The sequence below is a fragment of the Paenibacillus sp. GCM10023252 genome (assembly GCF_042653305.1).
Lineage (GTDB): Bacteria > Bacillota > Bacilli > Paenibacillales > Paenibacillaceae > Pristimantibacillus.
Genome location: NZ_JBHSHW010000032.1, coordinates 41714 through 67579, shown reverse-complemented (window position 1 = coordinate 67579; position 25866 = coordinate 41714). Strand labels below are relative to the sequence as shown.

The 25866-nt window shown below is 50.7% G+C and carries 29 protein-coding genes and 1 pseudogene; 18 read left to right on the top strand and 12 right to left on the bottom strand.

What is annotated here, in order from left to right; translation table 11 throughout:
- The first annotated feature begins 225 nt into the window (after positions 1 to 225).
- The 5 genes from ACFO9Q_RS19415 to cyoD all read left to right on the top strand — a co-directional run bounded on the left by ACFO9Q_RS19415 (position 226) and on the right by cyoD (position 4858).
- Positions 226 to 519 carry a hypothetical protein gene (locus tag ACFO9Q_RS19415; RefSeq protein WP_379185195.1) on the top strand — a complete coding sequence of 98 codons (294 nt, stop codon included), beginning with the start codon at positions 226 to 228 and terminating at the stop codon, positions 517 to 519.
- 377 nt (positions 520 to 896) lie between these two features.
- Entirely contained in the window at positions 897 to 1853 is a 957-nt protein-coding gene (qoxA, locus tag ACFO9Q_RS19410; protein ID WP_379185193.1) for a cytochrome aa3 quinol oxidase subunit II, read from the top strand.
- Between the two features lie 23 nt (positions 1854 to 1876).
- Positions 1877 to 3844, top strand: coding sequence for a cbb3-type cytochrome c oxidase subunit I (locus tag ACFO9Q_RS19405; RefSeq protein ID WP_379185191.1), 1968 nt, complete (start codon positions 1877 to 1879; stop codon positions 3842 to 3844).
- Positions 3844 to 4485, top strand: coding sequence for a cytochrome o ubiquinol oxidase subunit III (cyoC, locus tag ACFO9Q_RS19400; protein ID WP_379185188.1), 642 nt, complete (start codon positions 3844 to 3846; stop codon positions 4483 to 4485). Before ACFO9Q_RS19405 ends, cyoC begins: the two co-directional genes overlap by 1 nt.
- A 1-nt stretch (position 4486) precedes the next feature.
- Complete coding sequence (cyoD, locus tag ACFO9Q_RS19395) at positions 4487 to 4858, top strand: cytochrome o ubiquinol oxidase subunit IV (protein WP_379185186.1); 372 nt, start codon at positions 4487 to 4489, stop codon at positions 4856 to 4858.
- Between the two features lie 113 nt (positions 4859 to 4971).
- Here cyoD and ACFO9Q_RS19390 read toward each other — a convergent pair whose 3' ends face one another.
- Complete coding sequence (locus ACFO9Q_RS19390) at positions 4972 to 6216, bottom strand: exo-alpha-sialidase (protein ID WP_379185184.1); 1245 nt, start codon at positions 6214 to 6216, stop codon at positions 4972 to 4974.
- 176 nt (positions 6217 to 6392) lie between these two features.
- On the opposite strand from ACFO9Q_RS19390, the gene ACFO9Q_RS19385 reads away from it, so the two are divergent.
- The 8 genes and pseudogenes from ACFO9Q_RS19385 (at position 6393) to ACFO9Q_RS19350 (ending at position 13773) form a co-directional block, all read left to right on the top strand.
- Positions 6393 to 6770 carry a hypothetical protein gene (locus ACFO9Q_RS19385; protein ID WP_379185182.1) on the top strand — a complete coding sequence of 126 codons (378 nt, stop codon included), beginning with the start codon at positions 6393 to 6395 and terminating at the stop codon, positions 6768 to 6770.
- 152 nt (positions 6771 to 6922) lie between these two features.
- Positions 6923 to 8131 (top strand): glycosyltransferase family 2 protein, encoded by a 1209-nt coding sequence (locus ACFO9Q_RS19380; protein ID WP_379185180.1) that lies wholly within the window; start codon positions 6923 to 6925, stop codon positions 8129 to 8131.
- Positions 8132 to 8147: 16 nt separating this feature from the next.
- Positions 8148 to 9221, top strand: a complete 1074-nt coding sequence (locus ACFO9Q_RS19375; protein ID WP_379185178.1) for a glycosyltransferase family 4 protein — start codon at positions 8148 to 8150, stop codon at positions 9219 to 9221.
- A 93-nt stretch (positions 9222 to 9314) separates the two neighbouring features.
- Positions 9315 to 10430 carry a S8 family peptidase gene (locus ACFO9Q_RS19370; RefSeq protein ID WP_379185176.1) on the top strand — a complete coding sequence of 372 codons (1116 nt, stop codon included), beginning with the start codon at positions 9315 to 9317 and terminating at the stop codon, positions 10428 to 10430.
- 32 nt (positions 10431 to 10462) lie between these two features.
- Positions 10463 to 10843 carry a hypothetical protein gene (locus tag ACFO9Q_RS19365; RefSeq protein WP_379185174.1) on the top strand — a complete coding sequence of 127 codons (381 nt, stop codon included), beginning with the start codon at positions 10463 to 10465 and terminating at the stop codon, positions 10841 to 10843.
- A gap of 167 nt (positions 10844 to 11010) precedes the next feature.
- The gene (locus ACFO9Q_RS19360; protein WP_379185172.1) at positions 11011 to 12498 is read left to right on the top strand and encodes an esterase-like activity of phytase family protein; all 1488 of its coding nucleotides are present in this window, start codon (positions 11011 to 11013) and stop codon (positions 12496 to 12498) included.
- A gap of 363 nt (positions 12499 to 12861) precedes the next feature.
- Positions 12862 to 13023 (top strand): annotated as a pseudogene (locus tag ACFO9Q_RS19355) (transposase); the annotation flags it as partial.
- 36 nt (positions 13024 to 13059) lie between these two features.
- Positions 13060 to 13773, top strand: coding sequence for a DDE transposase (locus tag ACFO9Q_RS19350; protein ID WP_379185247.1), 714 nt, complete (start codon positions 13060 to 13062; stop codon positions 13771 to 13773).
- A gap of 324 nt (positions 13774 to 14097) precedes the next feature.
- Here ACFO9Q_RS19350 and ACFO9Q_RS19345 read toward each other — a convergent pair whose 3' ends face one another.
- The 4 genes from ACFO9Q_RS19345 to ACFO9Q_RS19330 are packed head-to-tail and all read right to left on the bottom strand — an operon-like array spanning position 14098 to position 17302.
- Positions 14098 to 14733 (bottom strand): hypothetical protein, encoded by a 636-nt coding sequence (locus ACFO9Q_RS19345; RefSeq protein ID WP_379185170.1) that lies wholly within the window; start codon positions 14731 to 14733, stop codon positions 14098 to 14100.
- Positions 14730 to 15926, bottom strand: coding sequence for a hypothetical protein (locus ACFO9Q_RS19340; RefSeq protein WP_379185168.1), 1197 nt, complete (start codon positions 15924 to 15926; stop codon positions 14730 to 14732). The genes ACFO9Q_RS19345 and ACFO9Q_RS19340 overlap by 4 nt, the downstream gene beginning before the upstream one ends.
- A gap of 33 nt (positions 15927 to 15959) precedes the next feature.
- Positions 15960 to 16712, bottom strand: coding sequence for a zf-HC2 domain-containing protein (locus ACFO9Q_RS19335; protein ID WP_379185166.1), 753 nt, complete (start codon positions 16710 to 16712; stop codon positions 15960 to 15962).
- Positions 16709 to 17302, bottom strand: a complete 594-nt coding sequence (locus ACFO9Q_RS19330; protein ID WP_379185164.1) for an RNA polymerase sigma factor — start codon at positions 17300 to 17302, stop codon at positions 16709 to 16711. The genes ACFO9Q_RS19335 and ACFO9Q_RS19330 overlap by 4 nt, the downstream gene beginning before the upstream one ends.
- Before the next feature lie 169 nt (positions 17303 to 17471).
- On the opposite strand from ACFO9Q_RS19330, the gene ACFO9Q_RS19325 reads away from it, so the two are divergent.
- Entirely contained in the window at positions 17472 to 18146 is a 675-nt protein-coding gene (locus ACFO9Q_RS19325; protein ID WP_379185162.1) for an HAD family hydrolase, read from the top strand.
- Positions 18139 to 18393, top strand: coding sequence for a DUF3986 family protein (locus ACFO9Q_RS19320; RefSeq protein WP_379185160.1), 255 nt, complete (start codon positions 18139 to 18141; stop codon positions 18391 to 18393). The genes ACFO9Q_RS19325 and ACFO9Q_RS19320 overlap by 8 nt, the downstream gene beginning before the upstream one ends.
- On the opposite strand, the gene ACFO9Q_RS19315 is transcribed toward ACFO9Q_RS19320, so the two are convergent.
- Positions 18380 to 18595, bottom strand: coding sequence for a hypothetical protein (locus ACFO9Q_RS19315; protein WP_379185158.1), 216 nt, complete (start codon positions 18593 to 18595; stop codon positions 18380 to 18382). The two genes, ACFO9Q_RS19320 and ACFO9Q_RS19315, sit on opposite strands and share 14 nt — an antisense overlap.
- Before the next feature lie 489 nt (positions 18596 to 19084).
- Here ACFO9Q_RS19315 and ACFO9Q_RS19310 point away from each other — a divergent pair, with 489 nt between their 5' ends.
- On the top strand, positions 19085 to 20248 hold the full coding sequence (locus ACFO9Q_RS19310) for an epoxide hydrolase family protein (RefSeq protein ID WP_379185156.1): 1164 nt from the start codon (positions 19085 to 19087) through the stop codon (positions 20246 to 20248).
- Positions 20249 to 20304: 56 nt separating this feature from the next.
- The gene (locus ACFO9Q_RS19305) at positions 20305 to 21234 is read left to right on the top strand and encodes a helix-turn-helix transcriptional regulator (RefSeq protein WP_379185154.1); all 930 of its coding nucleotides are present in this window, start codon (positions 20305 to 20307) and stop codon (positions 21232 to 21234) included.
- A gap of 37 nt (positions 21235 to 21271) precedes the next feature.
- On the opposite strand, the gene ACFO9Q_RS19300 is transcribed toward ACFO9Q_RS19305, so the two are convergent.
- The 6 genes from ACFO9Q_RS19300 to ACFO9Q_RS19275 are packed head-to-tail and all read right to left on the bottom strand — an operon-like array spanning position 21272 to position 25222.
- Positions 21272 to 21763 carry a hypothetical protein gene (locus ACFO9Q_RS19300; protein WP_379185152.1) on the bottom strand — a complete coding sequence of 164 codons (492 nt, stop codon included), beginning with the start codon at positions 21761 to 21763 and terminating at the stop codon, positions 21272 to 21274.
- A 25-nt stretch (positions 21764 to 21788) separates the two neighbouring features.
- The gene (locus tag ACFO9Q_RS19295; RefSeq protein ID WP_379185150.1) at positions 21789 to 22772 is read right to left on the bottom strand and encodes a phosphotransferase enzyme family protein; all 984 of its coding nucleotides are present in this window, start codon (positions 22770 to 22772) and stop codon (positions 21789 to 21791) included.
- Positions 22769 to 23275, bottom strand: a complete 507-nt coding sequence (locus ACFO9Q_RS19290) for a GNAT family N-acetyltransferase (RefSeq protein ID WP_379185148.1) — start codon at positions 23273 to 23275, stop codon at positions 22769 to 22771. Before ACFO9Q_RS19290 ends, ACFO9Q_RS19295 begins: the two co-directional genes overlap by 4 nt.
- Positions 23276 to 23278: 3 nt before the next feature.
- The gene (locus ACFO9Q_RS19285) at positions 23279 to 23554 is read right to left on the bottom strand and encodes a hypothetical protein (RefSeq protein ID WP_379185146.1); all 276 of its coding nucleotides are present in this window, start codon (positions 23552 to 23554) and stop codon (positions 23279 to 23281) included.
- A gap of 31 nt (positions 23555 to 23585) precedes the next feature.
- A complete protein-coding gene (locus ACFO9Q_RS19280; protein ID WP_379185144.1) occupies positions 23586 to 24587 on the bottom strand; it encodes a phosphotransferase enzyme family protein in 1002 nt (333 codons plus the stop codon).
- Positions 24588 to 24607: 20 nt separating this feature from the next.
- Positions 24608 to 25222, bottom strand: a complete 615-nt coding sequence (locus ACFO9Q_RS19275; RefSeq protein ID WP_379185142.1) for a hypothetical protein — start codon at positions 25220 to 25222, stop codon at positions 24608 to 24610.
- A 271-nt stretch (positions 25223 to 25493) separates the two neighbouring features.
- Here ACFO9Q_RS19275 and ACFO9Q_RS19270 point away from each other — a divergent pair, with 271 nt between their 5' ends.
- The gene (locus ACFO9Q_RS19270; RefSeq protein ID WP_379185140.1) at positions 25494 to 25739 is read left to right on the top strand and encodes a hypothetical protein; all 246 of its coding nucleotides are present in this window, start codon (positions 25494 to 25496) and stop codon (positions 25737 to 25739) included.
- Positions 25740 to 25866 lie beyond the last annotated feature (127 nt).

Here is a 25866-nt window from a genome sequence, read left to right as displayed (position 1 = left end):
ACTTTTGATTCTAGTGGCCACAGCTGCTACCCTAGGCTGACCGCTAGCCATGTTACTGTCATCTTCCTGCTTGCTTTGACCTCCAGCATGGAGGCGGCGTACATTCATCGTCCCTACCGTGATATTTGTCTAACTTTTGATCAAAAAGTGAATTTTCTTTGAACATGCGCCATAAATTATGGTATAGTGGTAGTAATTAAAGCACTTACATGATGTGAGGTGTTCATGATGACGACAAAAACAGCGACGGTAAGCAGCGTGAAGGAAAGTGAGCCAGGCAACATTCGCAAGCTGGTAGCCGCTACAACGGTAATCGCTTGGGCAGCACTGGCGATCGGCCTTATCCTATGCCTAATGAATCTCGGTGAGTTCAACGATAGAAATACAGGCTTAATGGTGGGATTAGGCTTCCTTGTAGGAAGTGTTCACATCTATGTGATCGGCACCGCAATGGGTCTCGTGCAGACTCGGATTAACAAGCTGAAGTCCGAGCAGAGCGAGCAGCACACGGACGAATAGCAGCATAATTAAGCAAAAAAGCAGGCCGCCTTCGGGCTTCACAACAGTGAAGCCGCATAGGCGGCCTGCTTTTTTGCGCGCCTTCGGGCTTCACGACAGTGAAGCCGCTATAGGCGGCCTGCTTTTCCCTGCGCCTTCGGGCTTCACGACAGTGAAGCTGCGATAGGCAACCTCTGTGGCAACCACGCCGACTATAACTGGGTCCAGCTCCCTCCCTAACCTGCGCCAGCCAATGTATAAAATAACAGTTGTCGAACTGGTGAAAATTCTATTACGGAAGTAAGACGAATTATTGACGGATTGGTTAAGGGGCAACTACTGCTGGTTCAATTCTGCTATCTTAAGAGTAATGAATGTAAGGTATGTAGATAAAGGAGATGAAAATCGTCGTGAGACCCTGGTTGCGAGTCTTAACTCCTCTAATGCTCGTGCTCACCTTCGTCCTGCTCTCAGGATGCAGCAGCGAGCAGTATATTGTCATGGATCCCAAAGGTCCAATCGGTGAATCCCAGAAGGACTTAATCTGGATTACTACTATATTATGCGCGGCCATCGTCGTGCCGGTGCTGGTGCTGACCGGCATCATCGCGTACCGCTACCGCGACCGCAAGGGCAGCAAGGCTGCCTACACGCCGGAGTGGGAGCACAGCACGAAGCTGGAGACGATCTGGTGGGGCATTCCCATCGTCGTCATCATCGCACTTGCTCTTGTTACGGCGAAGTACACCTATGCCCTGGAGCCATCGAAGCCTATCGAATCGGCTAAGGAGACGATGACGATTCAGGTGACCTCGCTCGACTGGAAGTGGATGTTCAACTATCCGGAGCAAGGCATTACTACAGTGAACTACTTGCAGATTCCTGAGGATGTGCCGATTAAGTTCGAGCTCACCTCGGATACGGCCATGAACTCCTTCTGGATTCCGCAGCTTGGAGGCCAGATGTACACGATGTCCGGTATGGCGATGACGCTTCATCTGCAAGCGGATGAGCAAGGCCGCTACTTCGGCACAGGAGCGAACTTCACGGGCAAGGACTTCGCGAAGATGACCTTCGATGTGAACGCGACGTCCGAAGAGGAGTTCAACAGCTGGGTGGAAGAAGTGAAGGATACATCTCCAGCTCTTACGATGGAGGGCTTCGAGCAGCTAAGGCAGCCGGGAACTTCCGGTGTCGTCACTTACTCCTCCTTCCCTGAAGGACTGTTCAACAAGATTATGGCGCAATACGCCGTAGGCGGCAGCGCACACCAGCATCATGGCGGCGGACATAGCGCCGAGACTGATCATAGCAAGGATGCCCAAGAGGGGCATTCGGATTCGAATAACCATTAACAACACACGAGAGGAGGCTCCATATGTTAGACCAGATTAGAGACTTCATGTCGACATTCTTCGTCACTGGCGACCCGCTCATCTTAGGCGCGCAAGTGTCCATCGGGATTACGATGGTCGCCATCGTATTCGTCCTCACTTACTTCAAGAAGTGGAAGTGGCTGTGGACGGAGTGGCTGACTTCGGTTGACCATAAGAAGATCGGTATTATGTATATTATCGCTTCATTCCTCATGCTCTTCCGCGGCGGCGTCGATGCGCTGCTCATGCGGACGCAGCTGGCTGTGCCTCAGCTGGACTTCTTGCATGCTGAGCATTATAACGCGATTTTCACCACGCACGGGGTTATCATGATTCTATTCATGGCGATGCCGTTCATGTTCGGACTATTCAATATTGTCGTTCCGCTGCAGATTGGCGCGCGCGACGTGGCCTTCCCGTTCCTGAACTCCCTTAGCTTCTGGATGTTCTTCTTCGGCGCCATGCTGTTCAACGTCTCCTTCATCATCGGAGGTTCACCGGATGCTGGATGGCTCGCTTATCCGCCGCTCTCCGGACTCTCGGGTAGTCCCGGGGTCGGGCAGGACTTCTATATCTGGGGCATTCAGATCTCGGGTATCGGGTCGCTCGCGACGGGCATCAACTTCCTGGTCACCATCCTGAAGATGCGTGCTCCGGGCATGAGCCTGATGAAGCTTCCTATGTTCACTTGGTCTGTCCTATCGACTAGCATTATTATCATGTTCGCCTTCCCGATCCTGACGGTGACGATGGCGCTGCTCTTCCTGGACCGCTACTTGGGCGCTCACTTCTTCACGCTCGATATGGGCGGCAATCCGATGATGTACGTCAACCTCATCTGGATGTGGGGTCACCCTGAGGTCTACATCGTGATCCTGCCGGCCTTCGGGATCTTCTCGGAGATTGTAGCCACCTTCTCTAAGAAAAAACTGTTCGGCTACAAGTCCATGGTCTTCGCTATGATGATCATTGCGCTGCTGTCCTTCTTCACATGGGTGCATCACTTCTTCACGATGGGCTCCGGGGCGAATGTGAATATCTTCTTCGCGATTACGACGATGATCATAGCGATCCCTACAGGGGTTAAGGTGTTCAACTGGCTGTTCACGATGTTCCGAGGCAAGATTACGTTCACCACTCCGATGATGTGGACGCTCGCCTTCATTCCCTGCTTCGTCGTCGGCGGAATGACCGGTGTCATGCTGTCTGTGGCGCCTGCTGACTTCCAGTTCCACAACTCTTACTTCCTGATTGCGCACTTCCATCAAGTGCTGATCGGCGGCGTCGTGTTCGGCTACTTCGCAGGTCTGTACTACTGGTGGCCGAAGATGTTCGGCTTCCGTCTGCATGAGGGGCTGGGCAAGTGGGCATTCTGGTTCTGGAACATCGGCTTCTACGTCTGCTTCATGCCGCAATATGCGCTTGGTCTGATGGGGATGACCCGCCGGTTCAACGCTTATGACTTCGACATGGGCTGGCAGCCGCTTAATATTGTATCTACCGTCGGGGCATTCCTGATGGGTGCGGCGTTCATCTTCCAAGTATGGCAGATTGCGCACAGCATCAAGTTCCTGAAGAAGGATGAGAATGGAGATCCGTGGGACGGCCGCACGCTTGAATGGTCGATTCCATCTCCGGCACCGCTCTACAACTTCGCTACCGAGCCGCACGTAGATTCGCAGGATGCTTGGTGGGAAGAGAAGCAGAAGCTGGCTAAGGGGATTGTGACACCGAAGCCGCCGCTTGAGCCGATTCATATGCCTAAGAATTCCGCAATTCCGTTCATCATGTCCTTCTGCTGGTTCGTAGTCGGCTTCGGACTCGTCTGGGATTGGCTGTGGATGGCGATTCCAGGGTTCATCGGGGTAGCGGTGTGCATGCTCGCTCGTTCATTCACTTATAATGACGATTACTATATACCGGTTGATGAGATTAAGCGTACGGAAGCCGCATTAAGGGGGTCTAACTAATGGCACAAGCAGTGACTAACGGCCATAGTCATGGCCAGCATGGTCAACACGGTCAGCATGACCCTCATGATGGGGGGCATCATGATCTGGAAGGCATGAAGGTGATGGGCTTCTGGATGTTCCTCATTACGGACGTCATCCTGTTCGGAACCCTGTTCGCCACTTATGTTGTCCTTCGGGGCAATACGAGCGGCGGGCCGACGCCGGAGGAGCTTTTCAAGCTTCCCATCATTATTGCAGAGACCTTCATTCTATTAACGAGCTCCTTCACTAGCGGTATTGCTGTGCTGGAGATGAATAAGGGGAACAAGAAGGGCCTGATCGGCTGGCTTGCGGTGACCGCGCTGCTGGGTGCAGCCTTCATCTCCCTCGAGGTATATGAGTTCGTTCATCTGGTTCACGAAGGAGCTACGATCTCGACAAGCGCGTTCCTGTCCGCCTTCTTCACGCTCGTCGGCACACACGGTCTTCACGTGTCGCTCGGCCTAGTCTGGATGATTGCACTCATGATTCAACTGCGCAAGCGCGGGATTACACCCGTGACCAAGCGCAAGGTTAATGTCATCTCGCTGTACTGGCACTTCCTGGATGTCGTATGGATCTTCGTCTTGACCGTCGTCTACTTGATGGGGGTGATGTAGGATGGCACAGCACAACAGCAGTCATAATCACGGTCACAGCTCGCACGGTGCACATGATGCACACGATGCACATGGAGGCGGGGCTCACGGCAGCTTCAAGTCTTACTTGATCGGCTTCCTGCTCTCGATCGTACTGACGATCATTCCGCTCGTTGTTGTTATGAACGACATGCTCGGCAAGACCGCAACGACTGTCCTGATCTTAGTCATGGCGGCACTGCAGTTCCTCGTTCAGCTCATCTTCTTCATGCATATCCGTGACGAGGAGAAGCCTCGCTACAATCTGATGGCCCTCATCTTCGGCCTGACGATTATGCTCGTAATCGTAGCTGGCTCCATCTGGATTATGTTGAACAATACAGTAGCTCACTAGCATACACATGCGTCACATGCGTCACCTGCGTCACCTATGTATAACGTTATATAGCCCGGCCTTACTTGCCTAGTCATAGGCGGTATGGTCGGGCTTTTTCATACACAGGCTCACTAGCCAATCACAATATTCGAATATCCTGCATAGATAACCAGGGTGCCTGGCGTCGTATCTGCCCAGACAGCGATATAGCCTCCGGGAGGAACGCTCATAATGTCAATGTAGTCTCCGATGAGGGGGACGGGCACGGGACTCGAGCCATTGGGATTGAATGATTGGTTCGTGATGCGCGTATTCGTGAAGGTCTGCCCTCCGTTAATCGATCTGGCCACGTATACATCCAGGTCGAAGCCGTTCACCTGATTGCTGTAATAGACGACATTCACCACGCCGGTCAGCGGATCGACATCGATGGCAGGGAAGAAGTTCTGCGAGCCGGCAGGAGCTCCCGTAATGCTGACCGGCGTGCTCCAGCTCTCCCCCAAGTTCGTAGACTTCGCCATGAAAATATCCGCATACCCCTGGCGGTTATCCTGCCATACGGTATACACATTGTTCGTGAACGGACCCACCGAGTTATCTGTAGCGACGTTGGCGAACGTCAGCACACGGAAGGCATAGCCCGTCACTGGCAGGACGGTCGGAACCGGCACAATGTTCGCCACAAGCTGCGGCTGGTCATACGTATCCCCGCCATCGAGTGACTTCCTAATAACGAAGCGCGTAGTTGGATTCGTCGTAATCCACGCAGCGAATACGGTACCTGTCAATCCTACCGCTACATCTGGGCGCTCGACTTGATCCGCTTCACTTGACAGCAGCACGGTCTTATCCCATGTGATTCCTCCATCTCTGGACCGTTGCAGGAACGCTGTGGAATTACCTCCATTAGCTACATTGAATTGATGATTATAGGTCACGTAGATCTGGCCAAGATACGGACTGGACTGACCGTTGTCCACCTCAACATTCGTCTCGTCATTGTTAATATACAATCCGTAACCTGGAGCAACAATAATGGGGTTGCTGAAGGTGGCTCCATTATCCGTGCTAATATAGATTACTGTCGTCCCGCTTGACGCGCCGGGGAAGGCATGTGCAGTCACGTAGAAGGTATTCGGGAAGGCATAGGCTACGGCAGGAGCTTCTGCTCCGGTGAATCCCGCGGGAAGAGGGAGGATGGAGTTGGACCATGAGTTCCCTCCGTCGAGTGAGCGATATAGTCCCGTATTCGGCACCCCAGTTGTTGTATCTACCGCTACGGCAACCATAATGCCAGGAATAAGCAGATTCACCGCCACTTCCGGCTCGAACTTCGGGTTCCCACCAGGAGTCACTTGAAAATTAAAATTAGCCATTACATAGCTCCTTCCTCCAAGACATCTACCATTATATGAGACTGACCCCCTCTCTCGATTGGACAACAGTCCCAACCCCACTGTAAATTACGCTCAAGCCGTGGTTATCCTGTCCCACAACATCCTATTCTAGCTGAATATAGTATAGAAGCTTCCATAGAGAGGAGGGATACAATATGGCAGTCTACACTACTGGTGTTATAACGAATACAAGAGCAATCGGAACAGCGGCGACTAACATTGTCTTAAGCACTCACAATCTTGGTGGAGGGAGTGCTACCGTCCTCGTAGAAGTGTTCGGAGTCCCCATCACTACCTTGACCTTGACTCCCCTGTATATTACTGGATTCATCATTCCGCCTAACTCCGTCGACATCCGCAGCTTCTTCATCGCAGGCAATGTCGCTTACGAGGTTCAGATTAGCGAGACCTCGATCTTCTCGGAGATAGTGAACTCAACTTATGGTATTGATGAATTCGGCAACCTGGTCACAGAACAACGGGTCCTCCAGTCGGAGATGACACCTATCGCCGCACTCTCTGTACCGCTCTAATGCTAAGAAGAAGTGCCCCAGCCCATCGCTAATAGGGATGGGTTCTTTTCCCTGTCTTCGGCTCTTCCATCTGCAACCTGGGATGTCCGCACAAGCAGAACAACAATTCCGCAATATAATACAGCATACAAGCAACAAGCTAGGAGGTTATCATGATGGTTGATCTGGGTATAGTCATGCCCGTCTACAAGCAGAAGCCCGAATTCCTGCAAGCCGCCATCCAATCCATACTGAAGCAGGACTTCCGTGCCTTCCAGATGATTATCGTTATAGACGGAGCTCCTGAGATGGAAGCTCAGGTCCGCCAGCTCGTTCAGGGCGACTTCCGTGTACAGATTCTCATGCACGATCGTAACCAGGGAGTAGCCCAGGCACTGAATACCGGATTCCGCCAGCTGTTCCGAACTAGAGGCATCGAATACTTAACTTGGGTGTCTAGCGATAATGTCTATTATCCTTCCTTCCTTAGAACGCTTCGCAACACACTCATTAAGGGACCTGAGGAGCTTGGACTCGTCTACAGCTCCTTCCAGTCTATTGATAACGACAACAAGCCGCTTAACAATGAGAGCCAGCTAGCAGCTCTGCGCCAATATCAAGCTATGCCTAAGGAGAAGCTACTGGATGCATGTATCGTTGGCGTCTCCTTCATGTACAAGAGCCGCTATGCCCGAATGATTGACGGGTATGAACTCGTACCTGTGGAGGATTATGATTATTGGCTTAGACTAACCGAGCATTGCGAGATGAAGTATGTCCCTGTAGAGCTCATGGATTACCGAGTCAATTCTACCTTCAGCGTATCTGCCGGACTTGGATCCGTGGATGAGCATCGCAGATGGCGTTATACCTACCACCTGGCTAGGCACAAGGCTCGCTCGAGGAGGGGCATCGCCCCAGTGCTCACCGTACTCTACCCGCTCGCGCAAGCCAGTGCTGCTGCTGCCAACCGGATCGAGAATCTATATGAGCAGACCTTCTCCAATTACGTCTGTTACGTGCTTGATCTATCCCCGGGCAGGGAAGTCACCAGCCTCCTGTCGACCATCTCCCACCCGTCTACCGACTTCAAGAGATTCGCAGCCGTGGATGAAGCATCCGCCATCATGTACGCCGCACAGATGATTCAGACCCCTTATACACTCGTATTAGGTTCGCGACTATTCGCCGAGCCCACGGATGTGGACATTCTAATCGCCCAGATGAACAAGGCAGGTGGCGAGGTCTGTTCCGCCTACTACAACGATACCCATACCGATGTCAGCTACCGCGCTGCGGGTTCACCGCTGCCTAACTTGAACTTACGCAATGAATTGTTCCGCACGAGCAGCCTCAATGAGTTATTCAAACTACATGGTTAATGGATGAGGGAGCCGGATGAAAATATTGTTCAGCTTCTTCAACCCCAGCGGGGGGATGGAGACGCTTAATCGGATACGGAGCCGTTCCTTAATGGAGCAAGGCCATGAGTGCCATCTGCTCTACACGTATGATGGGGAAGGCCGCAAAAACATTAAAGGGATTCGCACGCATATTCTTACGGATGAGCCAAGCATCATCAGACTAGTCGAAAGAGAGCATTATGATGTCATTGTCGTGTGCACGGATATTGTATTGCTCGAGAGAATTAAACGCATGGATACTAGTGCCCTGCTCATCTTCGAGATTCAAGGTCTTGGAACGATGCAGACTGCCATAGAGCTCCTGAAGCAATTCGACACCCGCATTCGCAGCTGCGCTGACGCATTGCTCTATCCAGAGACGGCACATCTGCGGCAGCTGCTTCAGGCTAGATTCCCGGAGCTCCCCCAGTTCTGCTTCGACAATCCGCTAGATACGGAGAACTTCCGTTATGTCTCCTATCCTCCCAAGCCCTACCCCATTCTTGGCTGGGTCGGCCGGTTGGAGGCGAACAAGAACTGGCGTGACTTCCTGCTCCTAGGCGCTCAGCTGCTTAGGTATCGTAAGGACCTCTATCTGTGGATGTTCGAGGATGCCACCTTGTATGAGCCTTCGGAGAGAGCGGACTTCGAGGTCATGGTTCGTACACTTAACCTCTCAGACCGATTAATTCGGTATTCCAATGTCCCGCACGAGCAGATGGCCGACTATCTCTCCATGATTGGCGACTCCGGCGGATTGTTATGCTCAACCTCTATATTGGAAGGATTCGGATATGCAGTTGCAGAGGCTCTACTATGCCGATGCCCCGTACTGGCTACGGATTCAGACGGTATTCGAAGGTTCTTGCACCACAACAAGACCGGCAAGTTCTACACTCGCGGGCAGCTGCAGTCTGCCTATGTCGAGGCAGTCGCATTAATGACAGACATGAAGCTAAGGGAATCCGTTCGTGAGCAAGGGGAGCAGATCATTCGGCGAAGCTTCTCCACCAAGCTCTACAATGATCAGTTCTCCAGGATGCTTCGTCAACTGCTTCCTCATCTATGAAATTGTACTCTCCCAATGAGGCGGATGTCCGAGTCCGTCTCTATTCTCTACTCATATACTCTTAGTGCTAGATTGAGAGGGAGGAATGTAGAGATGAAGGTTAAGCTGCTTCCGTACAACAAGCACTTTGTAACGAAGGACCCATCAACCCCACTGCCGGAGGAGGTGATGGAGGATGACAAGCACTTGAAGTTCCCTAAGGACAAAGACAAAGACAAAGACAAGGACAAAGATAAAGATAAGGACGGTGAAGGAGAAGGTCTTATCGATGCTCAGGACCTATCTGTCTCCCGTTCATCCGTTCCTGTAAGCGCACTAGTCTATAATGAGATCCCGCCTGGAATCTTTCACATTCACGCTCCAGAGATATGGACTGCTGGGTATCAGGGGGCTGGAGTTATCGTGTGCATCATCGATACCGGCTGTGACGTGTACCATCCGGATCTGCAATCCCAGATTGTTGGCGGCTGGAACTATATTACGAACGAGGGCGGCCCTAATGACGTATCGGACTTGAATGGCCATGGTACGCATGTCGCTGGAACCATTGCTGCCAACCTGAATGGTGCCGGGGTGGCCGGTGCGGCTCCGCAAGCCAAGCTGCTTATTATCAAGGCATTGAATAAGAATGGGTATGGAGATGCTGCTGATGTTATCAATGCCATTAACAGCGCTGTAGGCTTCCAAGGTCCTAACGGAGAGCGGGTACGTGTCATCAACTTATCTCTCGGAATTAGCGCTGATTATCCTCCGCTGCATAATGCTATTATCAATGCCTCAGGAAGCGGTGTTCTTGTCGTATGTGCGGCTGGTAATGGCGGGGACGGTGTTGCAGCCTCGTCCGAGTTCGCTTATCCAGCTGCCTATACAGAGTCCTTATCTGTAGGCGCATATGACTTCAACACAGGCGGCGTTGCCCCATTCTCCAACAGCAACAATGAAGTAGACCTCATTGCTCCTGGAGTCACTATTCTCTCTTGCTTCCCAGGATTCAACTTCGCCTATATGACCGGGACAAGCATGGCCTCTCCACATGTATCCGGCGCGGCCGCTCTGCTCTTCCAGCGTCATCTGGCCTTGAACGGAACTGCACCTACAGTAAGTCAATTGAAGTACGAGCTCCGCAACCGCACAGTATCCATCGGGTATCCCCCTAGTCAACAAGGGGTTGGGGATCTGAACTTAATTGTAGACAACCCATCCGTGTAAGGAACAGGGAATAACGTATAGGATGTGATGATATGGCTGTCTATACAACAGGATTAATAACGAATACAAGAACATTCGGTACGGCTGCCTCTGACGTTGTCGTTAACTCTCATAACCTAGGGGCCGTCGATGTGACGGTAATCGTCGAGGTGTTCGGCGCTTCCCCATCCTCTCCCGCTCTTACGCCACTCTATATTATTGGCTTCGACCTTCCTGCAGGGATGGAAGATACCCGCTCATTCTTCATCGCCGGCAACCTGACCTATGAGGTTCAGATCAGCAACACTTCCTCCGTGTTCAACGAAGTCATCCACTCCACCTTTGGTGTCAACGAGTTCCTTAACCTGACTCATGAGCAGCGGGTGCTTCATACCGAACTGGTCCCAATTGCCGCGCTAACCGTGCCTGTGTAACCTATCAGCTTTTGCCTCGCCAGTTGACTGGCGAGTTTTTTTTTGTGACACGATGCTAGCCTCTTCATAATATCTTCATTAATCCTTGATGTTGCACGAACATATTATCCCTATTCTTGTTAGAGTTACTAGATATAGCGATATCATATACTAAGGGGAGAGTATCCATGAAGGTATTCAAGGGTAAGAGATTGCTAATTCTAGCATTCGGCTTAGGTCTGGCCATAAGCGCGCCTGTGGCACAAGCGGCAGATTCAGCGCTCAAGGCTATTATCAGTCAAGCTAAGGTTGTATTCGGGGACGAGGAGCTGAAGCTGGACAAGCCTCTCGTGAACATTAACGGCAGTCTCTATGTGCCTGTACGGGCAATGGGCGAAGCGCTGAACAAGCATATTGAGTGGGATGCAGAGAGCAAGACAGCTACACTCCATGACTATCCCTTCGTGACGGGCAAGTATGAGTGGAAGAACCCTCCGTCCATCGGCCAAGGGCTGAAGGAAGGCGGCTTCTCTGGTCTCGTTCATCTGCCTGGAGATCCGGACAATGTATTCTATACCCTGGCTGACCGTGGACCGAATGGCCAGATTACGATTGATAAGTCCAAGAATCGAACCTTCCCGGTTGCCGACTACAAGCTGCGCTTCTACAAGATTGAAGTGACGGGCGAGGAAGTGAAGGTGCTGGAGACGATTCAGCTTAAGCTGCCTGAAGGCAAGAAGAATACGATTAGCGGTGAAGGTTCTCTAACGGGGCTGAGCAATATAGCCTCAGATGAGAAGCCTTACGATATGACTGGAACGAAGCTGCTTCCTGCTGATCCTGACGGGCTGGATCTGGAAGGAATCGCCTACAGTCCCTCTGGCGATACATTCTGGTTATCCGATGAATACCGTCCATCCGTGATTCAAGTGAAGCGTGATGGAACGGTGCTTGGCCGATATGTACCGCAAGGGGACAAGGCGAAGCTGACTGCTGCTGGTGCACAGACTCCTATCTTCGACACACTCCCAGCTGTCTACGCCAAGCGGATTGCGAACCGCGGCTTCGAAGGGGTAACGATCTCTCCTGACGGCAAGTTCCTGTATGCTTCCATCCAATCTCCGATGATGGTTCCAGACAAGGCAACTGGCGAAGCTTCGCGGAATCTGCGTATTCTGAAGATGGACCTTGGTACGAAGCAGGTTGTGGGTGAGTATGTCTATGTAGCTGAGGATGCGAAGTCATTCACTGGCGTAGAGCAGAAGGATGTTGTCATCTCCGATATCCACGCCTTAGCGACCGACGTGCTGCTTGTAGATGAGCGTGACAAGCTGGAAGGCTCAGCCGCGCAGATTAAGAGAGTCTACAAGATCGACTTATCTAAGGCAACGAACATTCTTGGCACGAAGACCAGCGAAGCACTGGAGGGCTTGAATACTGCTGCCCTTGCTGAGTCGAAGATCGTTGCTGCTTCGAAGTCGCTTATCCTTGACCTCGTGAAGCTGGATTACCCGTATGAGAAGTTCGAAGGCTTAACGGTCGTAGATAAGCGTACCATCGCCATTACGAACGACAATGACTTCGGCATTGCAGATTATGATGACAAGGGCAACTTGAAGTTTACGGGCAAGCAGTCCCAAGTATGGACGATTGTCGTTGGGGAAGATCTATACTAAGGTCAAGTCATAGAGGCTGTATCCTTCTCTTGCCATTGTGGGTAAGGAGGATACAGCTTTTTTTTGTTATAAAATTGGTAGCTATCCCTGCCAGCTATATGCAGAAGCACTTAGTTCCCTATGGTAACTCTCAGCTCTTTTCAGGAGCGGTACAGCTTTCTCGCTCCTTTTCAACACTATCCCCTTCGCTCAGGAGTTGCTGCCCTGCTCATCCCCCCCCTCTTTTCAACACTATCCCCCTCACTCAGAAACTGTTTTATTACATTTTTTTCTTGTAACACGAACGTATGTTTGATATAATTTAACTAGAACAAGTGTTCCCAATTGGGAGGTTGAGAGGCATTGGACATTCATTTTGAGAAGATGAGCTTTGATTCATTTTGTGAGTTTTTTCATAATGAAGAGGTCTGCAGGACTTGGGTATTTCAACAGAAATGGCCTAATGGCTTCAAGTGCTCTAAGTGCTGCCACTCTCATGCCTACACCATTCTCACTCGACGTCTGCCCTTATTCGAATGCGCCTCTTGCGGCTATCAGAATTCTCTGACCGCAGGAACAGTCATGCATAATTCCCGCACACCGCTTATGAAGTGGATCCTTACGATGTATCTCGTGTCTCAGCAGGACAGCATTAACGCAGTACGTCTCGCTGATGTTATTCAGGTTACTTACAAGACGGCTTGGCTCATGCTGCATAAGCTTCGTGACGCTATGTCCCAGGTAGAGGAGGAGGAGCTTCTCTCGGGTGAGGTGCAGATTCATACTCACGTCTACGGCCTGCAGAGGTGCAAGCCTACCTTCAACCGTCTCGCTCATGAGCACCCCATTCTAATTGGCTCAAGTCATCATGTAGGTGAAGAGAACAGTCTCACGCATCTTAAGCTTCATCAGCTGACTACCCCCGATCTAGATGGCAATCTTCTCACCAAGTATGGTGCAGCTCAGTTCAGTGAACGACATGTAGAGCAATCCGCAACCATAACTTCTATTGTTCAGCACTACGGAAGGACCAGACGAATCCCCATCTTACACCACTATGTTACGGACACAATTTCATGGATGAATTGGAAATTCAACGGCATTGGAGGCAAGCACCTTCAAGCTTATCTTCATGAATATTGCTACAGGTTCAACAGAGTGGTTAGACATCAATCTGCCTTCAATACCTTAGTTCTTACTTCTATGCTTCGCAGATACCCCACTTACAAGGACCTTGTTGCTAGAGACTATAGGAGACGGTATGAGTTTAATAGTCATGGCCTTCAGGCCGCCTGATTACATTTGTTCGCTAATTATAGCTATATTTGATTTGGAGATTTTAATTGATGTGATATCGAGAGTACTTGCACGAAGGGGATAGTACGCCGCTGTAGAGAATCTCAATTGAATTATTCGTTCCAGGACACCGTTCCTGAGCGAAGGGGATAGTGAGCAAAAGGAGAAAACAGAGCTGTCGAGCGTACAAAAGACCTTAAGGTTGTAAAGAAAAAATCACCATGAAAATTGAATTAAGCTTGCTAAAACATAAAAAGACTGCATTCTTCCCTCACCTGTTGGCATGAGGAAGAGTGCAGCCCACTTCATATATCTCAGAAGCAGCTAGAATCCTCGCTGCTCCACCTTCACGCCGGCAGGAACGACCAGCGTCAGCTGTGGATTCACGTACTCGGAACCGAACACCCCTTCACTAACGTCGTAGCCGTCAACGATGACGTATAGAGTGGTGCCAACGGTGTTCGTATGAAGCACTTGCTTCTCTTGCTTAATTGGCTCTACGGATCGGTAACGCACTTGCCCTAGCAGCTGCACATCCCTTGCTTCCGAGGTATCGATGACGAGCGAATGCTGCGCTTGGACCACAATCTTCTTAATTGCAGCCGGTACGGCTGCCGCTTCCGTCTGAATGACGGTGGAACGATCCTTCAGATCCATCGCCTGCTGGAATTCCTCCAGCAATCCACTCGAAGCCAGCAGAGCTAGCAGCAAGCTCGCTGCCCCCACGACGCCTACGAAGAATAGGCTCATCCAGTCATAGCGGACGATCGTCCGCTCGCTGCCGGATGCCACCTTCAGGTACACGAGCAGCTCTGCGCCCAGCAGGATGAATACGAATGGTGCGGCCCACAGCAGCGCATTGTAGGCATCCTTGCCCTGCCATAGAGAGAGGGCTAGTGTCACACCAATTAATAATAGGGTAACCCCCATTGATAATGTACCTACACGCCATGACTTCATGAGCGCTCCTCCTCTCTCTGGGGTATGATTGCCGGTGCTGGTGTTGGTGCTGGTGTTGATGCTGGTGGTTGCACGGAAGCACCAGCAGCCTTGCGGCCGAACACGAGCCGAAAGCCTAGCGCAATCATAATGAAGGAGACGACTGCTGTCGGAAGCTTGTAGCGGATATTTATATACTCTTGGTAGATTCCCGGCCAGCTCTCACTAATATAGTCTGCAACGACTCGGTCTCCTAAGTAATAGATACCAAGTACGAGCAGTCCCAGACCGATCCACCGTTGGTAGGGAGCGAACTGAGCCACGATAGGCGCATCGCTCATTGCCGTCTCCCGCTCGTAACGAGACATCTGCTGCAAGGCGTCGAAGAAGGCGTAGAACCAGAACAGAGGCAGCAGGAACAGGAACAGCGACAGCCGGAGTGAATCCATCAGGTAGATCGCCAGGAGGAAGCCTCCCATCAGTTGAAGGCCGCGCATCTGTAAGCCCAGGTACAAGTGTCCCGCCCCAGGGAAAATTGACAAGGCAATCGCAAGCACCTTGTTCTTGCGTCCAGAGGCGACATGCTCCTCGAGATCCTCGAACATTGCACGGTCATTCATCTCCTCTCCGCGCTGCTTGCGATGCACCTGCTGAATCGCATCGAACATGCTGTAGATCCAGACCACAGGCAGAATGAACAGGAAGATTAAAAACACTTCCGTATGCGTAATGCTGGCCACGAACACGATAATGGCAAATAATCCGATGAAGGTGATGAGGAACGTCAGCCCTCGCTGCATGAGACCAAGTGCCATGTGGCCAAGCCCTGGAATGATGGAGAGCAGAATGGTCTGGCTCTTCTCCCGCTGATGTTCATACTGAACGTGGTGAAGATGCTGTGCGCCAGGCAACGGCTCTCCCGTTGTCGGGTCAATGACTGGGACAGTCATTATTGGATAAGGTGACTGTCTCTTGTGCACGCCGTTCGCTAAGGAAATAATCATGTCCAGGCCGTTGACAGCCCAGATTGAGAAGGCAAGGAAAATGGCGACCTCATCACCCTCACCGCCGTTCTCAGCCATAAAGAATGAGATGAAGATTAAGAATAGAAAGCCTCCTCCATAGATAATCGTGCGTATTGGTCTTCCTAGATACCCGTGCCCTACGCCGGGTATAACCGATAATAACAGGGCAGCAATCGCGTTCTTATGCACCTGATGAACCCTTCCTCTCAATTAATATATTCTCTACTTGAATCGAACCGATTCAATCTCATCGAACCAAGTAATCGTACGGTCTACCATCTTGTCTGACCACGTCTCAGTCTTCTCGTCATCCTTAGTGTTACTTGGCATTACCACTGTCGGAGTAGGCGCCTTCGCGTTCTCCATTGCCGACACCTGATCTGAGAAGCTGTTGAATGTTCCGCTGGTGAGCAGGAACAGTGTAATAACCGCGGCCGCGCCATAATGAATGGCGGGATGCTGGAACCACGCTCGACGTACCGGCATCGGAACGACTAATGGCTCAGTTGAAGTGGTAGGCTTGGCATCGTCTGCTCCCGTAATCCTACTGGCTTCAGCCGCAGGCGTCGGGTCAACCACTGCCGATATCTTGTGAGCTCCGGCTGTTCGCACAGCATCAGCATTCGCCGCTCCTCTGCTGACCGCTGCGGCGGCATCCAACTCGGCATCCGCTGCTCCGGCACCATGTAGAACCATTGCGGCATTAGCCAATTGTCCAGACTTAGTGTAATGCTGATCTTCCGCATGAATGTGAGCTGCTAACTTAGTTCCCATCTGTCCCATATCCGGCACATGCAGGTCGAGGCCGATGTCTGGCTCATGCTCCTCCACCGCTGCCATGAAGCTCTCCAGACAGACTTCGCAATGAAGCATATGCTGTTCCATCTGTTCCCGGTCTAGCTCGTCCAGCTCATCCCTGACATAACTCAGCCAGACCTGTGCAGCTGGGTGTCCACCTGCGTTATCTATCCTCATTCGAAGTCCTCCTTCCGCCAGTGGCGCTTCATCCAGCTTCGTGCCCTATACAATCTTGACTCTACACTCTTGCGCTCCAGCCCATATTGTGTGGCTATCTCTTCATATGACTTGTGCTCCATATAATAAGCCGTTACGACTTCACGATAATTGTCAGGCAGCTGGGCCACTTGCTCACGCACCAGCCGCTGTTCTTCCCGCTCCAGCACTTGCTCATCTACAGCCGGAGCCCCCGCGGAGGACTTGGCTATATCGACCTGCTGAACAGGTTCATCCATCAGCTCTTCCGGCCTGCGTGCCCGGCTTCGCTTGAAGTCAATCGCTCGATTAACTGCAATCCGGGTCATCCACGTCTTGAAGCCGTCGAGCCGGCAATCGGGAAGAGAGCGATAGATCTTGAGCAGCACTTCCTGCGTTATATCTTCGGCATCATGTGGCGATCGAAGCACCGCGTAGACGGTTCGATAGATATAAGCTCCGTAGGTCTGCACTAATAATTCGAATTGTTCAGGCCCGCCCTCGCGAATGGCTTGGACCCATGCTTCACTCTGAATCTCGCTCTCCTCCCTTCCTGCTCTAATAGACGACACTCGTTGATGCTTACCCTGCACTTTTTTAGTGCACAATCAAAAAATATTCAGAGCCTCATTATAGCCCACCACCTAAAATTCTGATACCGAGAAGCAAAATGTGGAACCTTAGCAAGATGCGTTATGTTACGATTAGAGAAATGATGACAGTGAGGGGGCTAGTCAGCAAATGATCTGGAGAGATGCCGATTGGATGTTCTTCGACGTGGGTGAGACGCTTGTCGATGAATCGCCTCCACTGGAGGATATCTTCCACCAGCTTGTGCAGCAAGCTGAGCTGCGCCGGGTAAGGCTGGCGGTGGATGACATTCGCCAGCTGTTCATACAGGCTCATACCTCCTTCGACCCCTCGCCTATGAGTTATGTAATGAAGGCATTGATTCCATCAGAGGAGCTGCGAGGGCTCATTCGAGCAGGGATGAAGTATAACAAGCGGCTGGAGCAGCCGTTCCCTGACGCGAAGCGGTTGCTTGATGCGGCAGCTCCTTACGTGAGGATCGGCATCATTGCCAACCAGAGTGAAGGTACCGCAGCGCGGCTGAAGGAGTATGGCTTGGACGAGCATATTGAAGCCGTTATCTCCTCTGCGGAGGAAGGGCTGTCGAAGCCAGACCTTGGGCTGTACCAGCTTGCACTGGATCGCACAGGCTGCCGGGCAGCTCGCGCCATTATGGTCGGCGACCGCATCGACAATGACATCATCCCTGCCAAGAAGATTGGGATGAAGGCCATCTGGGTGCGACAAGGCTTCGCATGCAATCAGCGTGCGCGCTGCAAGGAAGAAGAACCAGATCTTGTTGTGAATATGATTAGGGAGCTGTATGAGCTTGTACGATATGGATAGACATTGGCATGTTGGGTATTATGAAGATGACCATGATGTGGAAGCTGTGGCCTTCAGAAGACTGGAGGACGGCCTATGGGATATTTACTTCGCAGACTGGCTATCTAACCAGGAGCGTGATGAGCTAGGGAGAGTCGGCGACGCTGACCCGATTTTTGGCGACATTATTCTGCATACGAGGGAAGAAGATGTGGAGCAGCAGTTCACGGACTGGGTCAAGAAGGTGCTGCTCCCTAGTCGGCGTTGATTGAATTAACAAGCTTCATCTCACCGGCTTGATACACTAGGATCTGAACTAGACGGCTATTGCTGTCTTGAGCTTGGAACCGATTATTCTCATCCAACAGAACAGAGTCTGCTCCAAGCGCTTCGTTCACAGACGAGACGGAGAACGCTTCGCCCTCCCAGCGATATAGGTAGGAGACACCTGGCGTGCCGTGCGTAGACACAATCTCAGCGATACCGTCATCATCAAGGTCAACTTCAGTCGCATGACCCGTATCTACCCGTAAGAACGGAAGGATACCTCCATCCTCTATTGAGTAATAATTCTGTACAGGTGCATTCGCTTCGTAACAACCTTATGCTCCCCTAGCCCGCTAACCTTCTCTATATTCTGTACGTCCGGGATGGGTTGAAAAGCTAGCGCGAACCCTTCCGCTATGTCCGCTCCCACAGCAGCAGGCGCAGGGGAACTATCTAGGTTAATTCCCTCCGGCTCCTCGTTGGGTGATTTTCATCAGATTACCTATGCACTCGTGTTGGTCACATTCGAGATGTGGGCGGATTATGAGGCGGTTCGCTTAACTATATCTATGCCAAAAAAAAATGATCAAGCTCACGAACCCTGACAATAAGCTGTCAGGGTTCGTGCTCTACTATAAGCATATAAAGAAGAACGCAAACACAAGTAACCCTAAATTCGAGGAGGCTATACCATGACAAACTATTCAGTGAGTACCAATGAAGCAAGCACGGAAATGGTTCCATATCACATCGCCATTCCACAATCTGACTTGGATGATCTGAAGTACCGGTTGGCTCATACTCGCTGGCCTGATGCCGTGCGAGGTGCTGGCTGGAAGTATGGGGTGTCACTGCCTTATGTACAGGAGCTGGCCGCCTATTGGCAGAATGAATATGACTGGCGCAAGCATGAAGCTCGACTGAACGAATACCCGCAGTTCCTCACCACGATAGATGGAGCTGAGGTGCACTTCCTGCATGTCCGCTCTCCTGAGCCTGATGCCATGCCGCTAATCCTGACGCATGCTTGGCCGAGCTCCATAGTGGAGTTCCTCGAGCTCATCGAACCGCTGACGAATCCTAGGGCGCATGGCGGAGATCCTGCGAATGCCTTCCATCTCGTCATTCCTTCCGTGCCCGGCTTCGGCTTCTCGGGCCCGAGCCTCGAGGAGGGCTGGGATATTGCTCGCATCGCCAGAGCTTGGGCCGTGCTGATGAACCGTCTAGGCTACGACACCTACGGCGCTCACGGCAGTGACTGCGGAGCGCTCGTCTCCCGAGAGATGGCCCTGCAGAAGCCTGACGGTCTGCTTGCTATCCATGTGCTGCAGCTGTTCTCCTTCCCTTCCGGCGATCCAGAGGAGATGGTGGATCTGTCTGAGGATGATCAAGCACGCTTGCAGTTCCTGGCGAACTTCCACGAGCGGGCAGGCTACAATGCCATTCAGCAGACCCGGCCACAGACACTTACTTATGGACTGACGGATTCTCCTACAGGCCAGCTTGCCTGGATTGCAGAGCTGTTCAATGGATTCGGCGACCATGTCGACTTCATTAATCGCGATGCGCTGCTAACGAACGTCATGCTGTATTGGCTGACCAAGACGGCCGAATCATCCACTCGCTTGTATTATGAGAATGCGCACAATGGCCAGCAGCATGAGCAACCGAATACGACTCCGACAGGTATCGCTGTGTTCGGGAATGACTTCAAGTCGATGAAGCGGTTCGCCGAGCGGGATAATACGAACATCGTGCATTGGTCGGAATTCGAACGTGGTACCCACTTCGCCGCCTTGGATGAACCGAAGCTGCTGACAACTGACTTACAGACGTTCTTCCGCCAGTTCAGATAAGAGAGTAGAATGGATGTTGCAGGGATAAGACATATGCCCGAGAGGAGGAGCCTCTAGTGAAGCTGGATCGTCTGCTTGCTATAACTATGACCTTATTGAATAAGACTCGAGTCAACGCGACCGAGCTGGCTGAACGATTCGAGGTCTCTCCCCGCACCATCTACCGGTATATGGAATCCATCAATCAAGCAGGCATTCCTATCGTATCCTTCCCCGGTTCGGATGGCGGGTTCGAGATTATGTCCGGCTATCGGCTGGATAAGCAGATCCTGTCTCTTGATGATTTCTCCTCCATCTGTTCCGCCCTGCGCGGCGCACGATCGGCCACAGATAATTCGAGCCTTGATCGATTGCTGGAGAGGATTGGCGCGCTGATGCCAGGTCAACACGGTATGGGTGACACCTATTCCTTAGATATGGACTTCACTCCGACACCCAATGATAGAGACAAGATTGCCCCCCTCCAGCAAGCCATTAAGGAGCTGCAGCTTGTTCAGTTCGCCTATCTGGATCAGAAGGGTGCGGAGACGAGCCGAACGATTGAGCCTATGGGGCTCTTCCTGAAGGGATACGTCTGGTATCTCTATGGGTACTGCCTCACTAGAGAGGATATTCGGGTATTCCGGCTCACCCGTATGAATCAGCTTCAGACGCTGAATAAGTCGTTCGTGAGGCGTGGCTATACCTTGCAGGATGTGGAGCAGCAGTTCATGGGCAAGGCCGACTTTGCGAAGATTAGAGCGTTGCTTCGCTTCAGTCCTGAGGTGGTGACGAGGGTGAGAGATGAGTTCGGCTATGACAAGATTATCGCGAATTCCGATGGTTCACTATCGGTGAACGCAAGCTACTCCTCCATGGAACGGGCTGTTAAGAGCATTCTCAGCTACAGTTATTATGTGACGGTGGCTGAGCCTACTGAATTATTGGAGGAGCTGCAGCGACAGGTTGCGGATATGGCTCGGCATTATGGGGTGGGGCAGGAGTAGGTGCTGCAACAAGTAGGCCAACCGGCAAGCCAGCCCATTAAGGTCCATACTTCTCCTTCCAATGATCCGTCCACTCTTCGTAGCTCAGTCCTGTTACCTCCTCTTGTGTCTTACCATTCAAGGAATATACAGCTCCGTTAAGCCGTTCAATATCGGGGAAGGAGTAGCCTCCAATTACTTGGCCTTGGGAGATCATGATGTACACCTTGGTCCGTGCCTTGTATGGCTTCTCCAGAGGATGACCGGAGACGGTGAACCCATAGATGCTTATTTCTTTGTCCAAATATGCGTCGGGTGCTGTCTTTTGCACGCCCCAGATTTGTTGAAGTGGCGTGGAATCCGGCTTCTTGGCTAGTTTGCTTTTCTCAAAAGTATAGCTAGTCACTTCATGCATGGAAGATTCTATAGCATACCCTTGTGCTCTCACGTGCTTCTCAGCTAGCTCTTCATTAGCAGGTACTTCTTCACTGCATCCTACGAGCAACATCACCAGCATGCTTATAAGTAGAAGTGGGTATAGCGGTCTCATCTATCTTCTCACCACCCTTCATCCTTCATAGCTCATCCAGCTCCAATAGGGTTGACCAATGGTCTTGAATCCAATGTATCTCTTCTACGAATCGGCCAAGCAGACTGCGCAGCTCGCTCTCCTCGCGAATCTCCGTCCGCAGCCACCAGATTGACTCGAAGAAGTACAGCATCCGAATTGCCCGAGACAGGGTGCCGTGCGGCAACTCCTGCTGGGTACGGTATCCATCCACGAAGGACTTAGCTGTCTCAAGCTGCAGGTGACCATCTCTCAGAGAGCCGGACAAGATTGCTCGCGCCACATCCATCTCTGGATACCCCACCGTCATGCGGTCGAAGTCCACAATGCCCGCTACTCTCTGCTCATTCAGCAGCAGATTGTCCACCCATAGATCCCAGTGAAGCCATCCAATCGGACTTCTGTCGTGAATGTGGAAATCAGCAGACACCGCAATGTCATGTGACCGCCTAAGCCACTCCATAACCGTGTCATCACCCGCCGCAGCAGCCTTGTCCCAATTCGTCTGCCAATCTCTCAAGTAAGCTGCCTTATCTGGCTTCCATACTGGCTTATCCAGCAGGGGTACCGCTTGAAGCCACTTATGCATTCGACCAGTCACTCTGCCTAAGTCGTACATCTGATCAGAGGTCATGAATCCTGCCATGGCATTGTAGCCGTCTACCCAATCCATCATAGCGTAATGCCTTCCCGAAGGAGTAGCCTGCAGGTACTGTCCATAGTCAGCAAGCACGTAAGGAGCCGGAACACCGGCTTCACTCATCCCGTCCTGAAGCTGCAGCGTCTTCTCGATGGCGATTCGACGGTCGGGATGAAGATGAAGCTTGTACCGCTCTGGATGATACAACTTGAGGAAGCATGGTCCTTCATTCGTCATGACCTTCCACTTGACATTAAGCCAGCCCTTGTCGATAGGTGACGCTTCTATTATGTGGACTCGGAATCGCCTCTTCACATCGTCCGCAATCTCATCTAGTCCTAACTCCATCATAAGAGCCTCAGCACCATGAAGTCCTCGTCATTATATTGACCGTCATACTTCAGAGCGTGACGCTCCACCCCATATACCTCGAACCCTAGAGATCCATACAGTCGCTTCGCTGGTTCATTGTCCGATACAACCGTTAAGTTAAGCTGTTCCACGCCACTGTATTCTTGGGCTAACTCAATGAGCTTCATCATAAGCAGCCTGCCTATTCCCTTGCCCTGGGCTTCTTCTGCCACATACATGCCGTAGATGTTCGCCTTGTGAGCGGTCTTCATGCCGGTCTCACGAACGAAGGAGACTATGCCCAGTAACGTCATTTTGTCATCGAATGCGCCAAGAACGAACTTGGCTGGAGTTGGCTTCACACGCTCAGCAACCGTCTCCATACAGAATGCCGCTTCCCTCTCATAAGTCGATCCGAACGCTTCCGGACTGTTCTGCAAGGCACTGAGCCGCAGCTGCTGATAGCTCGCCGCATCCGACTCTTGTAATATTCTTATGTTCATTGGCTAGTTCCCCTTCTTCTTCCTTTTCAACCGGTCCCACGTGTAGGTGAGAACCATACCCACTACCATTAAGCCACTAATCTCCATCGCTGTTCGCATCGGGCTGGTCGGGCTTACTCCGAAGGATACCTTATGCTGCACATAGTCGTGAGAGTCATAGGCCTCCAATAGGTCAGGGGTATAGGTCATCGTTAGAATCATTCCTTGTACGATGTGGAATCCATAATAGCCAACAACCAAGACTATTCCTAGTAAAAGTGCTCGAATGAACTTTTTCATCGTTACGTTACCTCCAATTATCTTCATCAACTTAGGATAAATAAGCGTATAATAGCTGACTTAGTCTCGTTTGGTGCTCATCCAACCAGTCATTAGTAGATATGAGTTGATTCAATATGTACAGAAAGTTCTGTTCGATCTCTTGCCCTGCTTGATGTTGGCCTATGTAAATATGGAGCACAGCAAGATGGTAGACCTGAGTTAGTAATTGCAGCTGCCTCAGTTCGTCGAGAGAATGGTTGCGCCAATGCGAATATCCTCTAACGAAATTCTCGATCATTTCCCAAGAACCGCTTGTACGCTGTTGAATATGAATGAGTGAGATGGCGAACTCCATGAAGCCCACATCCATGGAAGTGAAGTCATAATCTAAAACGCCTTGAATTTCCCCATCTCTAGACAAAAGGTTATAAATGAGCACATCATGATGCACCCATTGACTTGGTAAGCTTGCCAGTACATGTATATTTTTTCCAACTTCTTCAGCAGCCTTATTGTAGTTAGTAATCATAATTGGTGAGATGGGGAATGGCGGCTGCTTAAGAAAATCCCTAACAGTCAAACGATTAGCCAGAGGATGTAAATCGTATAGATTAGTGAAAGGGATCCCAACGTAGGTGTGATCCTCAGGTTGATACTTACTTAGAGCAGAACTTAGCTCACCTAGGACAGAACCAAAGTTCTCTGCGTGCTGCATAGTGGACAACTCCGGGACTGTACCTTCTATAAAAGATACCATTGCCCCCAATGTTCCGTCCGACAGCTCCACAAAGGGTCTTCCTCTTTCTCGGCTCTGTATAAACAAAGGAACTTTAAAGGAGAGTACCTGTTCACTTAAGAATGCGGTTAGCCCTGCTTCAAATGATACACTTTCAGCATTCTTCGTATGCGGGTTATAAATACGAAGCACATACTTCTCACCTTCAAGCTCTATTATTCTAGTTAGATTCGTAAGGCCGAACGGAACCGTTTTTATCTCATAGTTTTCATCCTGAAAATAAAGACGTATTACCTCACTAATTCGGTCTGCCATCCTGTCCCCCCCCATATCATCTATCTCTTGGTCCATACATTTTTGTATAGGTTAGAGAGAGTAACCTGAACGACACCTGTCTCATTTAATGTGACTCCACCTGACTCATAAGCTTCTGATGGGAAGATGTAAAAGGAAAAGTCATCCCCGTCCTTATAATTTAGTCCACTAGTTCCGTATGTCGAGCTATTATAGATTACCGATCGATATTGTGCCGTCATTTTCGCCGACATCTCAGAGGTAAATGAATGATGATCTAACGTTATATGCTTCACTCCGGACACTAGCGTAGCGCCATCTCGTGAGTATTTTCCAGAAGACCTGAATCCAATATTGTAACCACCTGTATTAATACTTTCTGAAGTGTTTACCCACGCCACATAGATTTTGTAATTACCGTCATTGTATATCTCTTTCCCAATATTACTCTCTAGGTCTGCTAAGTTAATGGCGATGGAGTAGTCACCTTGAACGTCGTGGCCATTGTCATTACTATACTCTGTCGTTCGGTCGGCAATATAACCGATTCCTTCTGTCCATATTCCGAGCATCCCTATTCGCCACAATAAGCCAAGCACGATGATTAGACTTAACAGCAGTGATAGGGCTATGCGCTTTTGCCTGATTGTTTGCACCCTTAATCCCCCCCCTCATAACGGTTAGGTACTACAGAACTTAGAACTGCATGATCCATTCATTGAAGGCTATACTGCAGGTACCGATGTATGTCAGGAGGTATCTATGTATACTCGAATATGGCTAATCATTCTCTCGATCTATGTCTCGTCAACCATTAGTGCTTGGGTTATATCCATTCTCTATTTAGAAGGAACGTTTTTAGGCTTTTGCTACGCAGCCATTATATGCTCCATTGGGACAGCCATTTTTGGAGTTCCTATATCTTTAGTGATTCAGAGGCTAATTTCTCAGGGGACTGCAATAGGCTTCTTAGCGAAGCTGCTTCTGCACCCTGCCGCTGGAGCATCCGTAGTCATTGTCTATTATGTAAGCCTAGGACTGAGCTTAAGAGATATTTTCAATGAGGACGAGAGGCTCCTGTTCATTCAATCCGCTTCTATTCAAGCTCTGCTCTACTTCCTTGTCTATGTTGTATGGTGCCGAATATTCAATAGATGGTCGGAGACTGGCTAACTATATTTCCTATTACTTACAAGACGCACTTCGGACAGATTAGTTGCACGCTGCACTCCGATGTGTATCACTTCATATAGTTGAGCCTTGCATGTAGGAGCCTTATACTACTATGTATACATTCATG

Excerpts from the sequence above, each read along its gene's own strand:
- ACFO9Q_RS19295 (WP_379185150.1), bottom strand. The coding sequence starts at position 22,772 with ATGATGGAGTTAGGACTAGATGAGATTGCGGACGATGTGAAGAGGCGA.
- ACFO9Q_RS19320 (WP_379185160.1), top strand. The coding sequence starts at position 18,139 with ATGGATAGACATTGGCATGTTGGGTATTATGAAGATGACCATGATGTG.
- ACFO9Q_RS19325 (WP_379185162.1), top strand. The coding sequence starts at position 17,472 with ATGATCTGGAGAGATGCCGATTGGATGTTCTTCGACGTGGGTGAGACG.
- ACFO9Q_RS19360 (WP_379185172.1), top strand. The coding sequence starts at position 11,011 with ATGAAGGTATTCAAGGGTAAGAGATTGCTAATTCTAGCATTCGGCTTA.
- ACFO9Q_RS19285 (WP_379185146.1), bottom strand. The coding sequence starts at position 23,554 with ATGAAAAAGTTCATTCGAGCACTTTTACTAGGAATAGTCTTGGTTGTT.
- cyoD (WP_379185186.1), top strand. The coding sequence starts at position 4,487 with ATGGCACAGCACAACAGCAGTCATAATCACGGTCACAGCTCGCACGGT.
- ACFO9Q_RS19380 (WP_379185180.1), top strand. The coding sequence starts at position 6,923 with ATGATGGTTGATCTGGGTATAGTCATGCCCGTCTACAAGCAGAAGCCC.
- ACFO9Q_RS19365 (WP_379185174.1), top strand. The coding sequence starts at position 10,463 with ATGGCTGTCTATACAACAGGATTAATAACGAATACAAGAACATTCGGT.
- ACFO9Q_RS19375 (WP_379185178.1), top strand. The coding sequence starts at position 8,148 with ATGAAAATATTGTTCAGCTTCTTCAACCCCAGCGGGGGGATGGAGACG.
- ACFO9Q_RS19290 (WP_379185148.1), bottom strand. The coding sequence starts at position 23,275 with ATGAACATAAGAATATTACAAGAGTCGGATGCGGCGAGCTATCAGCAG.
- ACFO9Q_RS19310 (WP_379185156.1), top strand. The coding sequence starts at position 19,085 with ATGACAAACTATTCAGTGAGTACCAATGAAGCAAGCACGGAAATGGTT.
- ACFO9Q_RS19345 (WP_379185170.1), bottom strand. The coding sequence starts at position 14,733 with ATGAAGTCATGGCGTGTAGGTACATTATCAATGGGGGTTACCCTATTA.
- ACFO9Q_RS19385 (WP_379185182.1), top strand. The coding sequence starts at position 6,393 with ATGGCAGTCTACACTACTGGTGTTATAACGAATACAAGAGCAATCGGA.
- ACFO9Q_RS19370 (WP_379185176.1), top strand. The coding sequence starts at position 9,315 with ATGAAGGTTAAGCTGCTTCCGTACAACAAGCACTTTGTAACGAAGGAC.
- ACFO9Q_RS19335 (WP_379185166.1), bottom strand. The coding sequence starts at position 16,712 with ATGAGGATAGATAACGCAGGTGGACACCCAGCTGCACAGGTCTGGCTG.
- ACFO9Q_RS19405 (WP_379185191.1), top strand. The coding sequence starts at position 1,877 with ATGTTAGACCAGATTAGAGACTTCATGTCGACATTCTTCGTCACTGGC.
- ACFO9Q_RS19390 (WP_379185184.1), bottom strand. The coding sequence starts at position 6,216 with ATGGCTAATTTTAATTTTCAAGTGACTCCTGGTGGGAACCCGAAGTTC.
- ACFO9Q_RS19280 (WP_379185144.1), bottom strand. The coding sequence starts at position 24,587 with ATGGCAGACCGAATTAGTGAGGTAATACGTCTTTATTTTCAGGATGAA.
- ACFO9Q_RS19350 (WP_379185247.1), top strand. The coding sequence starts at position 13,060 with ATGCATAATTCCCGCACACCGCTTATGAAGTGGATCCTTACGATGTAT.
- cyoC (WP_379185188.1), top strand. The coding sequence starts at position 3,844 with ATGGCACAAGCAGTGACTAACGGCCATAGTCATGGCCAGCATGGTCAA.
- qoxA (WP_379185193.1), top strand. The coding sequence starts at position 897 with ATGAAAATCGTCGTGAGACCCTGGTTGCGAGTCTTAACTCCTCTAATG.
- ACFO9Q_RS19300 (WP_379185152.1), bottom strand. The coding sequence starts at position 21,763 with ATGAGACCGCTATACCCACTTCTACTTATAAGCATGCTGGTGATGTTG.
- ACFO9Q_RS19415 (WP_379185195.1), top strand. The coding sequence starts at position 226 with ATGATGACGACAAAAACAGCGACGGTAAGCAGCGTGAAGGAAAGTGAG.